General features: G+C 34.6%; 12 protein-coding genes and 1 pseudogene. 5 read left to right on the top strand and 8 right to left on the bottom strand.

Annotation, left to right across the window (positions count from 1 at the left end; all coding sequences use genetic code 11):
• The first annotated feature begins 46 nt into the window (after positions 1 to 46).
• The 3 genes from JFT89_RS20830 to JFT89_RS20820 all read left to right on the top strand — a co-directional run bounded on the left by JFT89_RS20830 (position 47) and on the right by JFT89_RS20820 (position 4,061).
• Positions 47 to 1,225, top strand: coding sequence for a NupC/NupG family nucleoside CNT transporter (locus JFT89_RS20830; protein ID WP_002063751.1), 1,179 nt, complete (start codon positions 47 to 49; stop codon positions 1,223 to 1,225).
• Positions 1,226 to 1,556: 331 nt separating this feature from the next.
• A complete protein-coding gene (locus tag JFT89_RS20825) occupies positions 1,557 to 2,573 on the top strand; it encodes an LCP family glycopolymer transferase (RefSeq protein WP_002029713.1) in 1,017 nt (338 codons plus the stop codon).
• Positions 2,574 to 2,807: 234 nt separating this feature from the next.
• On the top strand, positions 2,808 to 4,061 hold the full coding sequence (locus JFT89_RS20820; protein ID WP_002063749.1) for a VanW family protein: 1,254 nt from the start codon (positions 2,808 to 2,810) through the stop codon (positions 4,059 to 4,061).
• Between the two features lie 5 nt (positions 4,062 to 4,066).
• On the opposite strand, the pseudogene JFT89_RS20815 reads toward JFT89_RS20820, so the two are convergent.
• Both JFT89_RS20815 and JFT89_RS20810 read right to left on the bottom strand, forming a co-directional pair.
• Positions 4,067 to 4,338: pseudogene (locus JFT89_RS20815) on the bottom strand (hypothetical protein).
• Between the two features lie 15 nt (positions 4,339 to 4,353).
• Positions 4,354 to 4,872 (bottom strand): RNase A-like domain-containing lipoprotein, encoded by a 519-nt coding sequence (locus tag JFT89_RS20810; protein WP_033706379.1) that lies wholly within the window; start codon positions 4,870 to 4,872, stop codon positions 4,354 to 4,356.
• A gap of 398 nt (positions 4,873 to 5,270) precedes the next feature.
• Here JFT89_RS20810 and JFT89_RS20805 point away from each other — a divergent pair, with 398 nt between their 5' ends.
• On the top strand, positions 5,271 to 5,819 hold the full coding sequence (locus tag JFT89_RS20805; protein ID WP_016097205.1) for a TVP38/TMEM64 family protein: 549 nt from the start codon (positions 5,271 to 5,273) through the stop codon (positions 5,817 to 5,819).
• A 63-nt stretch (positions 5,820 to 5,882) separates the two neighbouring features.
• On the opposite strand, the gene JFT89_RS20800 is transcribed toward JFT89_RS20805, so the two are convergent.
• The 3 genes from JFT89_RS20800 to JFT89_RS20790 form a co-directional block, all read right to left on the bottom strand.
• Entirely contained in the window at positions 5,883 to 7,583 is a 1,701-nt protein-coding gene (locus JFT89_RS20800) for a M4 family metallopeptidase (protein WP_002063745.1), read from the bottom strand.
• Between the two features lie 167 nt (positions 7,584 to 7,750).
• A complete protein-coding gene (locus tag JFT89_RS20795) occupies positions 7,751 to 7,879 on the bottom strand; it encodes an NprX family peptide pheromone (RefSeq protein WP_000733136.1) in 129 nt (42 codons plus the stop codon).
• Between the two features lie 14 nt (positions 7,880 to 7,893).
• On the bottom strand, positions 7,894 to 9,153 hold the full coding sequence (locus tag JFT89_RS20790; RefSeq protein WP_002010467.1) for a tetratricopeptide repeat protein: 1,260 nt from the start codon (positions 9,151 to 9,153) through the stop codon (positions 7,894 to 7,896).
• A gap of 199 nt (positions 9,154 to 9,352) precedes the next feature.
• Here JFT89_RS20790 and JFT89_RS20785 point away from each other — a divergent pair, with 199 nt between their 5' ends.
• A complete protein-coding gene (locus tag JFT89_RS20785; RefSeq protein ID WP_002010465.1) occupies positions 9,353 to 10,816 on the top strand; it encodes a nicotinate phosphoribosyltransferase in 1,464 nt (487 codons plus the stop codon).
• A gap of 224 nt (positions 10,817 to 11,040) precedes the next feature.
• On the opposite strand, the gene JFT89_RS20780 is transcribed toward JFT89_RS20785, so the two are convergent.
• From JFT89_RS20780 to JFT89_RS20770, 3 genes are all read right to left on the bottom strand, one after another.
• The gene (locus tag JFT89_RS20780; protein ID WP_002063744.1) at positions 11,041 to 13,395 is read right to left on the bottom strand and encodes a heavy metal translocating P-type ATPase; all 2,355 of its coding nucleotides are present in this window, start codon (positions 13,393 to 13,395) and stop codon (positions 11,041 to 11,043) included.
• A 20-nt stretch (positions 13,396 to 13,415) separates the two neighbouring features.
• A complete protein-coding gene (locus JFT89_RS20775) occupies positions 13,416 to 13,793 on the bottom strand; it encodes an ArsR/SmtB family transcription factor (protein ID WP_002010461.1) in 378 nt (125 codons plus the stop codon).
• Positions 13,794 to 14,002: 209 nt separating this feature from the next.
• Positions 14,003 to 14,554, bottom strand: coding sequence for a class I SAM-dependent methyltransferase (locus JFT89_RS20770; protein ID WP_201040547.1), 552 nt, complete (start codon positions 14,552 to 14,554; stop codon positions 14,003 to 14,005).
• Between the last annotated feature and the right edge of the window lie 124 nt (positions 14,555 to 14,678).

Genomic DNA, 14,678 nt, shown 5'->3' with positions numbered 1-14,678 from the left:
AAATGAAAAACATATATAGCAGAATATCTCTTTTAGGAGGCTTACTATGAAATTTATCACTTTTTTCGTCGGACTTATCGTTGTTTTCTTCCTTGCTTATATTGCTAGCAATAATAAGAAACACATTAAATTCAAACCTATTTTCATCATGCTTATTATACAGTTAATTTTAACCTATTTATTATTAAATACAGAAATTGGTCTCATACTTATCCGGGTCATTTCCAGCCTGTTCACAAAGCTACTCGAGTATGCTGCTGATGGTATAAACTTTGTATTTGGCGGTCTTGCAAATAAAGGTGAGATGTCATTTTTCCTTACTGTATTATTACCGATTGTCTTTATTTCCGTCTTAATTGGTATATTACAACATTTCAAAATACTACCATTTTTTATTCATTGGATTGGTTTCTTTCTTAGCAAGATAAATGGTCTTGGGAAATTAGAATCTTACAATGCCATCGCTTCCGCTATTGTCGGCCAATCAGAAGTTTTTATTACGGTAAAAAAGCAATTAGCTCAAATTCCAAAACACCGTCTTTATACACTTTGTGCATCAGCCATGTCAACAGTATCTATGTCTATCGTAGGTGCCTATATGACGATGATTGAACCTAAATATGTAGTAACCGCACTCGTTCTCAATTTATTTAGCGGTTTTATTATCGTACTCATCATTAACCCTTACGACGTTAAAGATGAAGAAGATATTTTGGAAATAAAAGGTGAAAAGCAAAGTTTCTTTGAAATGCTTGGCGAATATATTCTTGATGGTTTCCGGGTAGCCATTGTCGTCGGTGCTATGCTCATCGGATTCGTAGCATTAATTAGCTGCATTAATGACCTATTCCTCATTATATTCGGCATTACTTTTCAGCAATTAATCGGCTACGTATTTGCTCCTATTGCATTTCTTATCGGTGTACCAAGTTCTGAAATTGTCGCAGCTGGTAGCATTATGGCAACAAAGCTTGTAACAAATGAATTTGTAGCAATGATGGATCTTAGTAAAATTTCCAGCACTCTTTCTATCCGTACAGTTGGTATTATTTCTGTCTTCCTCGTTTCTTTTGCCAACTTTTCTTCCATTGGAATTATTTCCGGTGCGGTAAAAGGGTTAAACGAAGAACAAGGAAATGTTGTTGCCCGGTTCGGCTTAAAATTACTATACGGCGCTACTCTTGTTAGTATTTTATCTGCGATTATTGTAAGTATTATGCTTTAATTAGGTAAAATTTTATCATTTTCTTATCCCTGTCTTTTGTATACAATAACGAATAGATGTCTTATAAAGTGAAACTTTAATCAGAGGGGGCTATCCCCCTCTGATTATTAGTTGAACCAATCGGGCATTTACGGGCAGTTATCTCCCACCTAACTTCCTTGCATTCGCTGGACTTTGAGGTGGGAGTTTTACTGCCCGTTAATGCGGGATAAATAATCAATACATCTATTTTTTATACATGTACAATACCTTTTATTTAGCGTAAAATATTTTTTATGTGTTTTAATACGCTTCTAGATGTATACACTTTGATTGTTTTAAAGGAGAAAAAATGATGAAATCCGACATTAACAACGAAACTCGAGCCAAAAAAGGACGTTCAAAGAAAAAGCGCCTACTTTGGTTCATTCTTATTCCCTTACTTATTGTAGCAATGGGAGCAGGAGGCTATTCCTTCCATATATACAGTAAAGCAAAATCCGTCTTAAGCAACGCTTATTCTGAACTCGGCCGAGGAGATAAATCCAGCAAACGTGAAAAAGCTGTTAAACCTATGACTGATAATATTTCTGTCCTGATCATGGGTGTTGATGAAAGTGATATCAGGGAAAAAGGTTACGGAAAAGCGACTCGTACAGATGCATTACTACTTGCAACAATTAATAAAAATGATAAATCTGTTAAACTAGTCAGCATTCCACGTGATTCACGCGTCTTCATTAAATCACGTGATAAATATGATAAAATTACACATGCACATGTATTTGGTGGTGTAGACAGCACAATTGATACAGTAGAAAAATTTTTAGATGTACCAGTTGATTACTATGTAAAATTTAATTTCAAATCCTTTATCAAGATTGTTGATTCTCTAGGTGGTATAACTGTCGACGTTCCAGTTGAGTTCACAGAACAAAATAGTAGCGACGAAGCAGATGCAATTCACCTAAAAAAAGGGCGTCAACATTTAAATGGAGAAGAAGCACTTGCACTAGCTAGAACGCGTCATATTGATAGTGATTATATGCGTGGTCAACGACAACAACTTGTTTTAGAGGCTATTGCTGAAAAAGCCCTATCTCTCAATTCCATTAATAAAATCGGAAGCCTATTAGATGCTGTCGATACAGACTTAAAAACAAATTTAACTTTTGATGATATGATGACTATTGCAAAAAATTCAATGGATTCAAATTTAAAAATGGATAAATTGCAAGTGGAAGGTACTGATAAATATATAGGTGGTATTTATTATTACGTTCCAAACGAAAAGAGTGTTAATGATATATCGACAACACTTCAAGAACATCTCGGTGTTACGAATAAAAATGAGCATAAAAAATTATAATAAAAAGGCTGCTAGATTTTTCTAAGCAGCCTTTTTATTATAATTTTCAACATATTTCTCATGCATATTGTGACAAAAAGAGACAATTATTACAACAGTGTAACATTTTTTATGAAAACATTACACACGTAGTGAAAATAATAGTATACTAGGACGTACATAATGTTATTTTCATCATTTTTATACAAAAAATGTAATACATATATTTATACAAATTTTTCTGGGGGGAAATAAATGAAGCTAAGCAAAATACTGATTGGTTCCGCTATTGCTGGTGGCATATTACTTTGTGTTGGTGGTATTGGTGGATATCAATATGTATCCAAATTAAATAATCAACTAAATACAACTGCACTACCAAACACTACATTTGAAGGTATTTCTCTTGATGGAAAAAATAAAGCAGATATTCAAGCCCTTGTTAATCAAAAGATGAATGAATTAAATCAAAAATCTCTTAACTACGTATTCCAAAATGATAAGCAAAATTACACGTGGAAAGATTTAGGAGTAGATTATAAAGAGAAGGATATTGTCGACAATATCTTTAAAGAACAAGAAGGGAACGTAATGAATCGTTACAACATGCGTAAGCAAGCTGAAAACGGTGAAGTAAAACGTGACTATAAATTAACACCACAATTAAATACAACAACTTATGAAACCTTTATAAAGGATAAATATAATGAAACATTAAAAAATCCTGTCAACGCCGAATTAAGTGTTGAAGGCTCTACAGTAAATATTAGCCAAAGTCAAAATGGAGAAAAAATTGATAAAGGAAAATTAACCGATTTAACAAGCGCAGCTATTACTTCTGGCACACCCGATGTTGTATTACCAGTTACACTAATAAAACCTGAACGTTCTACAGAAGATATACAACAAATGGGGATTAAAGAAGTGATTGCTGAATACTCTACCCCAATGGCTGGCCGTAATGGAAATCAGTCCTATAACGTAAATAAGTCAGCTAACACTTTAAGTGGAGTTATTGTAGCACCTGATGAAACGTTTAGTTTTAATGGCCGTGTTGGCGTAACTGATGCTGCACATGGTTATAAATCCGCAGCAGTATATTCACAAGGTAAAGTTATACAAAGTGCAGGCGGAGGCGTTTGCCAAGTAAGTAGTACTTTATACAGCGCAGCTTTAAGGGCGGATTTAGGAATTGTTTCTCGAAGCAATCATTCTATGCCCGTAAATTATTTACCACTTGGGCAAGATGCAGCAGTGGCAGATTATGGTCCGGATTTAAAATTTAAAAACAATACAGGTAAGCATATTTACATTCAAGCATTTTCAAATGGCGGTAGTATTACTACACGTATTTTCGGTACAAATACTGGTAAAAATGTTGAAGTTTCTTCTCAAGTAATTAGTAATACTGGTGATAAAATAACAGCGGTTACGTATAAAAAAGTAACACAAAACGGTGAAGTACTCTCAAATGGACAAATTTCAAAAAGCGTATACAAAAAGGCGTGATTTACTCACGCCTTTTTCTTTTGCAATAATAGTAAAAAATTTCCAGATGATCTTTCGTTTCTTCTAAAGACCACACACGATTTCCTTGCTTCGCAGCTAATACGCACGCTTCTTCCCACGCGTTCTTTTTCTTCATATTTACTAATTCATCGCGTAATTTCAAAACAATCTCTTCGTCCTCTTGCTCTATAAACTCTTCCATCACGCTTACTATTTCATCCTCATGAATACTTAACGTACAGTACGATTTAAGAAAGTATTGTAATGTTGGATACATATATACTCCCCCCTTTTATTTATCTGATGGATAAGAAGTAATAATCTTAAATCCTAGATTTCCTGATTTATCTCTCGCTAAAACAGTAACAGTCTTTACTAGTTTGTCTTTTACATTCATATTTTTCTTTATTACCGTTTTTCCAACTGGGAATGAATGATTTGTATTCAATACAAGGCGAGCCTCTTTAGAGTTTTTCAACCAATCCTGAATTTCTTTATCATGTTGTTTTAAACTATCTTTCACAGCCTTTGTCGCTGTTTCCTTATCATAGTATGTACTTGCCGCTGAAACTTTATCTGTCTTCAAACGATTCTTCAAATCCTCTTCTGATTTGCCTACATGCCTTTCAATCGTATGACCATTTTTAGGTGGCCCTTCCATTTCATCTAAAATATTATCACTAATTTTTTCTACTGATGTAAAATGATCCTCTTTTGGTTTTTCTGTTTTTTGTTCTTTTCCTGCACATCCACTTAAAATCAGCATTAGTGCCAATAAACTACTCAAGAAAAGACTACTTAATCGTTTCATCGTATCACCTCTTCCATGATTATTATCGTAACTCCACTAAAAGTCAATTTCACAAAGAAAAAATGTATACAGTTTTAAAATCCTCATTCATTTTTCTATATTTTCCACCCCCTTTCATCAAATCACTGTTTTTCGCCCTTTTTAAAATATACCCCCATGTTTTTATAATTATTTCCCAGATTAAAACACCAATCAAAATACTACATGAACCCTTTAAACATAGGATTTATGTAGTGTTTTTCAAACAAGTTAAATATACCCCTATTTTTATATACCCAATACCTACATAAGGTATGCGAAACCCTTTCTATCAACTGTTTTCTACATTATGTAAATTTGCACTTGCCTATACAATAGAAATATGGTGTAATGCAAAAAAAGATAAAGGATTTTATAACATGGTTGAAACAATTCAAAACTTCTTAACAGATTATTATTCAATCGCAATTCCACTTAGTATCTTAATCAACATCATCATCAGTCTTTTAGGTTTTATCCCTAGTATTTTTTTGACCGCTATTAATATACAACTCTTCGGTGTAACAAATGGTACAATCATTTCGATCGCAGGTGAGGCATTGGGGGCTATTATCTCGTTTTATATTTATCGTATAGGCCTTCAAAGGTTCACTCACGATAAAGTAAATAAGTATCCAAAGGTAGAACGCCTTCTTTACGTAGAAGGCAGAGAGGCATTTCTACTAGTCCTATCTTTTCGTTTTATTCCTTTCATTCCGTCCAGTATCGTTACTTTATTTGCAGCTCTAGGCAAAATGTCATTACTCTCTTTCAGTATTGCCAGCACAATAGGGAAAATACCGGCTTTATTGATTGAAGTATATTCTGCATATCATGTCATTAACGGAACAAATGTAGCGAAATGGATTATTACAATCGCAGGTTGTGTTGGATTATTTTATTTGTGGAAAAAATGGAGAAAAAAATAAAGAAGGAGCATAGGCTCCTTCTTTATTTTTGAGGTATTTTATTAATAACTATCCCTTAAAGCCTTAGTTTACACCAACAGCACTAAATGATTGCTTAACTGCTGCTACTTCTGCAGAGCTAGCACCATATAAATCAGCTGCAGCTTGTACTGCACCAGCACGAGCTTGACTAAATGTAGTAGATTGCGTGAAATACTGTGTATTTGCACGGTAGTAAATCGCACCTAATTTATCTTTACCGATACCAGTTACAGTTACACCAGAATGCGTACCACCATTTGCTAATAAATAAGCTTGTTTGTTAATAATACCACTGTTTGTATGAACGCCACCGTTATCACTTGAACCAGTGTAACGCTTAGAATAATGGTCTGGGTCACCATATTTCGCTGGATCACTCATAGAACGAAGTGCATCTCCCGCCTTACCAGGTGTATAAATATCTTCACCAATCTCCCAATCTGGGTTACGGTTATCATAGAATTCTACTAAAGTACCAAAAATATCAGAAATTGCTTCATTTAATGCTCCTGATTCATTTTGATAAATTAAATTCGAGCTATTTTCCGTAACTGCATGCGTTAATTCGTGACCAATTACGTCAATACCACCAGATAATGAAGTGAATGTTACACCATCACCATCTCCGTATACCATTTGTGAACCGTTCCAGAATGCATTATTATACTTACTTCCGTAATGAACAGTTGATTTTAATGGTGCTCCTGCATCATTAATAGAGTTTCTGTTAAATGTATCTTTATAATAATCATATGTTTTACCTGCATAGTAATGAGCATCAACTGCCGCTGCATCATACGCTGCATTGAAAACATTATCTGCATCTGCCCATAATGTTCCTGGTAATGTTGAGCGATTTTTCGCATCATATGTGAAAATTGTTGCTCCGCGCGTATTATCTTGCAAGTAGTAAGATGACCCAGATAACGTTGTATTAAGCGATTTCGTATCTCCTAACACTCCAATACCTGTCCCTACTTTATTCGTTCCTGTTACAGGCTTTACAACCGCTTTAGCATCCTGTTTAGGAGCATCTTGTTTAACAGGTGACTTATCATCATTCGTCACATGATCAATTGTATTATATTTATTTAATACTTTACCGCTGTCTGCCTCAATGAAATAGTAGTAGTTTCCTGGGCTTGGATCTAAGAAGTTTAAATTTACAACGTATGCATATGTTGTTTCTTCACCGTTTTGATATACATATAAGTCCGCTTTTGGATCCACCTCATATTTAGGTGTTACTCCTAAATCTTGTTGCGCGATTTCAATTGCTTTTGCGCCTTCAATCTTATTTTTGTTTTTCAACTTTTCCTTCTTGTCTAAATCAGGCGCAACTGTTCCAGACAATACTTTTAAAGAACCATCTTTACTTACGTGAGCTACTTGAGTAGACCCCCATACAGGTACTCCTTCATAAACTTGTTGCATACGTACTACTGTTGAATCAGTTACAGAGTCTTTTTTCACTTGTTTCACTTTGAAAGAATCTTGGGCACTCTTTTCTCCGAGCTTATAATCACCTTTTGCCGCGTTTAAGTAATCAAACACAACAGATTCCGCTTTCTTGCCAGTTGCTCCAGTTAAATCACCAGAAATAAACTCAGGTGACTGTACCGTCTCATTGTACTTCTTCGTAGAGAGTACATTTTTAGAATCCGCAAACGCAGAGCCTGTCCCTCCAAACGCTGTAACTGCCATTCCTGTCGCTAACACTAACGCTAAACTCTTCCTTTTCATATAACCTTCCCCCTAATAAAAAATTTTTGAAAAAGAGTAATTTCATATTAGCATTATGTTTCCACTATTAATATACTAAAAATTCAAATAACTTTTTTCTCAAGTTTTGTAGAATTTTGAGGAACAAATATTGAAAAAAAACCCTTTCCGTTGGGAAAGGGTTTTTTTTATAAATTAATTTGTTCAACTGTTTTAGCTTCTTGCCCTAGAGTATCCGGCTTCCAAGCATACTGAATATCCAATACTACAGCTGCAATTGCCATAACCACAAATGTTCCTGCAATTAACTTTTTCATACTATCCCTCCTCTTTACTCTTCTAATAAAGTAATCGCTAATTTATAATAGCGATTACTTTCTTTAAAATCTGAGCATTCTTCTAAGTATTCAGCTAGTTCTAAGTATACTTTCTTTAAATCTTTTATATTTTCCTCTGTTTTAAAGAAAGGAACTACTTCTGTTTCTAGAAATTTTTTATAGAGGTCTCTTTCTTCAAAATATTTATATCTTAAATTTAACAATAAATATAACATCCCTTTGTATCTATCATCTTTCCTTGCAGCAAGGATACCTTTTTCAATCCATTCAGCCGCTTCCTCAAGTTCTCCTAATTGAATACACTGTAACGAGAGCTCATACATGGCATCAATATAATTCATATCCTCTTCTTTTTTATATTTTAAGCATTCTATATAATACTCTTTCGCCTTGGCATAATTTTTTTGTCGGTAGTACAGATAACCAATATTATTTAAAGCAATAGAAAGAATATTATCTTTATCAGCAAAAGAAGTTGCTTCTCTTATGATATGATTATAGATTTCCATAGCTTCATTATATTGTTTTTTTCTAGTATAACTAAACGCAATTAAAAACTTACAATTAATTATATTTCTAAATTTATATTCACTTTTAAAACCTTCTAATGCCACATTAGCAAAATATAATGTCATATGGTCTATTTCCATCTGACTATATGTCAATGCTAAATTATAATATATTCCTGTTTCATAATATCCTAACTCTTTCGCCATCGATTCCGTCTTTAACAGATATTCTAATGCCTGCGTATATTTGTACTGCACAGAATATAATAATGCCTTATTATACGTATATAACATCTTCTGAAAAGGCGAGTATTTCTTATACACTTTCTTCAATCCGTCCAATTCTTCTTCAACAGCAGGGAGATCCCGCTTCATCATTAAATAACGTGTATACAACAGTTTATAATAATTTATAATTTCAAAATCCAACACATGCTTCATTTCACCTTGCAACTCTTCGTATATACGCTCTACTTGTTGCTTGTCCAAATGAACTAATGCATTCAACCACTCGTCCAACTTCACCTTCACATCTTCTTCTACATCTCTCAAATCCGTCACAGCAATTTCTAGTCTTGTGCAGAGCAATTGTAGAATTTCTTCTGATGCTTCAATCTTTCCATTTTCGATCTTACTTAAGTATGAGACAGAACAAATGCCCTGACATAATTCTTCCTGTGTCATTTTTTGCTGTAGCCGTTTATAAAAAACTTGCTTGCCTATTTTTTCTAATGTTTGTTGCATTGTCCTCCTCCATTCTCATTACCCCCATTACTCTAATAATACATAAAATCTAGAGAAATATAAATTGATAAATGTAAATTTTCTAAAAAATATGCATTATTTCATTTTTTTCTCTCTTGACTTCAATCCCCTATTACTTCTTTGCTACGAAAGGGGAAAGATTGGTATACTATAACCAAATTACGGAGGTGTTTTCGCAATGAATCATTATAAAGACGATAGTTACGCCTTACATACAGATTTATATCAAATCAACATGGCTTATACATATTGGAAAGATGGTATTCATACTCGCCGTTCTGTTTTTGATCTATACTTTCGAAAGCTTCCATTCGAAAACGGCTATGCTGTTTTTGCTGGTCTTGAAAAAATTGTAGAGTACATAGAAAATTTCAGCTTTACCGAAAGTGACATCGCTTATTTAGCAGAGCTGCAATTTGAAGAAGACTTCCTTCATTATTTACAAAACATGAAATTTACTGGCACGATTCGTAGTATGCAAGAAGGCGAAGTTGTTTTTAATAACGAACCATTATTACGTGTTGATGCACCGCTTGGCGAGGCACAAATAATTGAAACTGCCCTCTTAAATATTGTAAATTACCAAACATTAATTGCTACAAAAGCTGCACGTATGAAGCACGCTGCAAATAATGATGAGCTTTTAGAGTTCGGTACAAGACGCGCTCATGAGTTTGATGCTGCCCTTTGGGGAACACGAGCTGCCTTTATTGGTGGTTTTTCATCTACAAGTAACGTTCGCGCAGGGAAACGATTTGGCATCCCTGTAGCTGGCACACATGCCCATTCTTTCGTTCAAGCATATCGCGATGAATATGTTGCATTTAAAAAATATGCTGAAACACATAAAAAATGTGTATTTCTTGTCGATACATACGACACATTAAAATCTGGTGTTCCAAATGCGATTCGTGTTGCAAAAGAGTTCGGGGATCGTATCGATTTTTATGGCATTCGCCTTGATAGTGGTGATATGGCATATTTATCAAAGGAGGCCAGAAAACAACTTGATGCAGCTGGATTTACAAACACAAAAATTATCGCTTCTAGCGATTTAGATGAATATACGATTATGCACTTGAAATCTCAAGGGGCAAAAATTGATGTATGGGGTGTTGGTACAAAGCTGATTACATCCTTTGAGCAGCCAGCATTAGGGGCTGTTTATAAACTAGTCGCTATTGAAGATACTGACGGAAAATTAAATGATACGATTAAGATTTCATCTAATCCTGAAAAAATTACAACCCCAGGACTTAAACGAATTTATCGTATTATTAACCGTGTTAACGATCATGCAGAGGGCGATTATATTGCTTTAGAGTCAGAAGAACCCGGAAAAGAAGAGCGTTTAAAAATGTTTCATCCAGTTCATACATATATAAGTAAATTCGTAACAAGCTTTGAAGCACGCGAACTGCATCAAGATATTTTCATTAACGGTAAAAGAGCGTATGAATTACCTAATATATTAGATATTCAAAAGTATAATGAACGCAGCCTCTCACTATTTTGGGAAGAGTATATGCGAACTTTAAACCCAGAAGAGTACCCTGTCGATTTAAGCCAAGAATGTTGGGATCATAAAATGAATTATATTCAAACTGTTCGAGAACAGGTTGAAAAAAACATACAAAAATAAAGTGAAGCTTTAATCAGTGGGGTTTTGTCCCTCCCCCACTTCTCCATTTTTCAATACTATATGGATATTTGTAAAAAATATATTAAAATAATAAGAAGAATATTATATTTTTGTGAATTTATATATTACGTTATTTAAAAACAAAATAATATTTGATATTATTTTCTTGAGTCAATTTCAACAAAATAACCAAATAAAAAGAGGACGCAATTGCGTCCTCTTTTTTATAAATCTTTTACTCGTAGTACACGCATTGCATTTAATACTGCAAGTAACGTCACACCAACATCTGAGAAGACTGCTTCCCACATTGTTGCAATACCAAAGGCGCCGAGTAATAACACTAACCCTTTTACCCCTAATGCAAATATAATATTTTGCCATACGATGCTACGTGTACGTTTTGCAATTTTTACTGCTGTCGCAATTTTTGAAGGCTCATCAGTCATAATAACGATGTCAGCAGCTTCAATTGCTGCATCTGACCCTAAGCCGCCCATCGCAATACCAACGTCTGCCCTTGCTAGTACTGGCGTATCATTAATACCATCACCGACGAATGCAATCTTTTCTTTACCGCGTTTTGCTGCATCAATTTTTTCGATTTCTTCTACTTTTTGGTGTGGTAATAATTCGGCATGAACTTCATCTAAACCTAATTCTTTACCAACAGCTTCCCCGACTGATTTTGCATCACCAGTTAACATGACTGTCTTCTTAATACCTAGTTCTTTTAACTTTTGAATTGCTTGTTTTGAATCCTCTTTTACCTCATCAGAGATAACAATATACCCTGCATATTTACCATCTACAGCAACATGAACTAGTGTACCTACTTTATTTGGTTGCTTAAATGTAATGTTTTCTTTGCTCATTAATTTAGCATTACCTGCGAAAATTTCTTTTCCTTGTACTTTTACAACCGTACCATGACCAGAAATTTCACTATAGTCTTCAATAGCATTTTCATCGATTGATTTTCCATATGCATTTCGAATAGATTGTGCAATCGGATGATTTGAATATACTTCTGCAAATGCTGCATATTCTAATAGCTCTTCAGCTGTGATACCTTCACTAGGCTCCATCTTCGTAACTTTAAAGACACCTTTTGTTAATGTTCCTGTTTTATCAAAAACGATATATTTCACATCATTCAATGCTTCTAAATAGTTACTTCCTTTTACTAAAATACCACTTTTAGATGCCCCACCAATACCGCCAAAGAATCCAAGAGGAATCGATACAACGAGCGCACATGGACAAGAGATTACTAAGAACACTAAAGCTCTATAAATCCAATCGGAGAATGTAGCACCCTCTAAAATAAGTGGTGGAATAAATGCCATTATTGCTGCTGTTATAACTACAACAGGAGTATAATAACGTGCAAACTTTGTAATAAAGTTTTCTGTTGGCGCTTTTTTGCTACTTGCATTTTGTACTAAGTCTAAAATTTTCGATACAGTGGATTCACCGAACTCTTTTGTAACTTCGACAATTAATACACCATTTTGGTTTACAAAACCACTTAATACGTCATTACCAACTTCTACTTCCCTCGGTACAGACTCACCTGTTAACGCTGAAGTATCCATCATTGATGTTCCCTCAACTACTTTCCCGTCTAACGGTACTTTTTCACCTGGTTTTACGATAATATACTCACCAATTTGCACATCTTCTGGTGACACTTGTTTCGTTTCGTTTCCAACTTTCACATTCGCATAGTCAGGACGAATATCCATTAATGACGTAATTGATTTTCGGGAACGATTTACTGCAATACTTTGGAACAGTTCCCCTACTTGGTAAAATAGCATAACTGCTACCGCTTCTGGATATTGTTGAATCGCGAAAGCTCCTAAAGTTGCAATTGCCATTAAAAAGTTTTCATCGAACACTTGGCCGCGAGTTATGTTTCTTACCGCTCTCCAAACGATATCTCCACCTATTAATAAATAAGCAAGGACGAATAATGGAATTGTTATCATTTGCGGTAATCCGGCTAACGCAGCAATTCCTGTCAAAATTCCACCGACTACTAATCGTCCTATCATCTTTTTCACATTTCCATCACCATGATCATGGTCGTGTCCTTTTTCCTCTTCACGAACAACTTTTACATCAGGCTCTAACTTTTGAACAACATTTTTTATATTTTGTACAGTCGATTCAAGTTCTCGTTTATTTGCAACTTCTACTCGTAATTTCTTTGATACGAAATCAACAGTCGCTTCTGAAATTGTTGGCATTTCCTTTACCTTATTTTCAATCTTCATTGCACAATTTGCACAGTCTAAGCCTTCTAATACAAATACTTCTTTTACTGATTTTGTTTTTTGCTCTTCTTGCACTTTAATATGTGGCTCTAATTTTGTAACAAGTTGCTTCGCTTCCGTAACAACTTGATTTTCTTTATTTCGCGGTGTTTCTAAAAGCATCGTTTTTGTTGCAAAGTTTACGGAACAAGATGTTACCCCTTCTATATTCCCAACACCTTTTTCAATTTTCATTGCACAATTTGCACAATCTAAACCTTCTAGCATAAGTTTCTTTTTCACTAATGCTTCTGCCATCGTTCTCCCTCCTCGCTTTTTTATTCTTCCTCGTTTACGTGTTCAAACGCTTGCTCGAAGATATGAATTACGTGTTGATCAGCTAATGAGTAATAAACTACCTTTCCTTCTTTACGGTTCTTTACAAGCTTTGCTTGCTTTAATACACGAAGCTGATGTGAGATTGAAGATTGCGTCATTCCTAATAAATAAGCTAAATCACAAACACACATTTCAGCTTCAAATAATGCATGTAATATTCTCGTACGTGTACGGTCACCTAATACTTTAAATAATTCTGCTACTTTACTTAAACTTTCATCAGTCGGAATTGTTTGTTTTACTTGATCCACGATTTCCTCGTGAATTACCGTTTGAGAACATGCTTCCTGTTGCGTTTCTACTTTATTTTCAGCCATCACAGCTCACCTCTTTATTTGAACATATGAACAATTATTCATATGTATTATACCTTTATTATATGAACGTCCATTCATATGTGTCAATGAATTCTCATACATTTTTTAAAACATTTCGTTCACATTTCAAAATAAACATATAAATATTCTCCGCATCTATCATGCTCTTCATACAAAAAGGATGCACGAAAACTACCGTGCATCCCTTCTTATTTATTAACTTTTACTGCATCCACAATTAACGAAGCGAATCCTAACTTTCCATCTTGATTTCTATGGTCAAAGCGCTTCGAACGATAAATAAAACCTCCTTGCTCATTCCAATCATTATAATGAAATTCTCCATTTTCATCGCAATACTCTAGCAACTTTACTTGAAAACCCGCTGCCTCAAACATTGATACAATCGTTTTATAGTTATGTACAATTTTATGACTTGCAGCTGGATGATCTAACGGGCCAGGTCCTCCCACTTGCACACCACGCTGATACTCTTCATTTTGGAAAAATGCATCCGGCACTGCACAGCGAATATATCCACTATCTTCTAAAAACTCATAACAAACTTTAGCTGCTTCTATACCTTCTTCATACGATAAATGCTCCCATACGTGCTCAGCTAAAATTACTGATAAAGAATTAGGCTGAAATTTATTAAGCCACGTTTCTCTTTTTAATAAATGTAATTCTTTTTCATTCGTATGTAACCACCCTGGGTTATTATTATATCCCTCTGCTCCAACGACAACTTTCGTCTCCATCTTTCCACCCCTTCTTATATTCCGACATAAAAATTCGACAACATAACATTGGTCTCCTTTATTTCCCCAAAAGAAAAAGCCTTGCGCGCTCCCTAGACGCACAAGGCTTACTAACTTTATATCC

This window comes from Bacillus sp. TH25, from assembly GCF_016650935.1.
GTDB classification, from domain to species: Bacteria; Bacillota; Bacilli; order Bacillales; family Bacillaceae_G; genus Bacillus_A; species Bacillus_A mycoides.
This window is presented reverse-complemented; position numbering and strand designations above follow the sequence as displayed.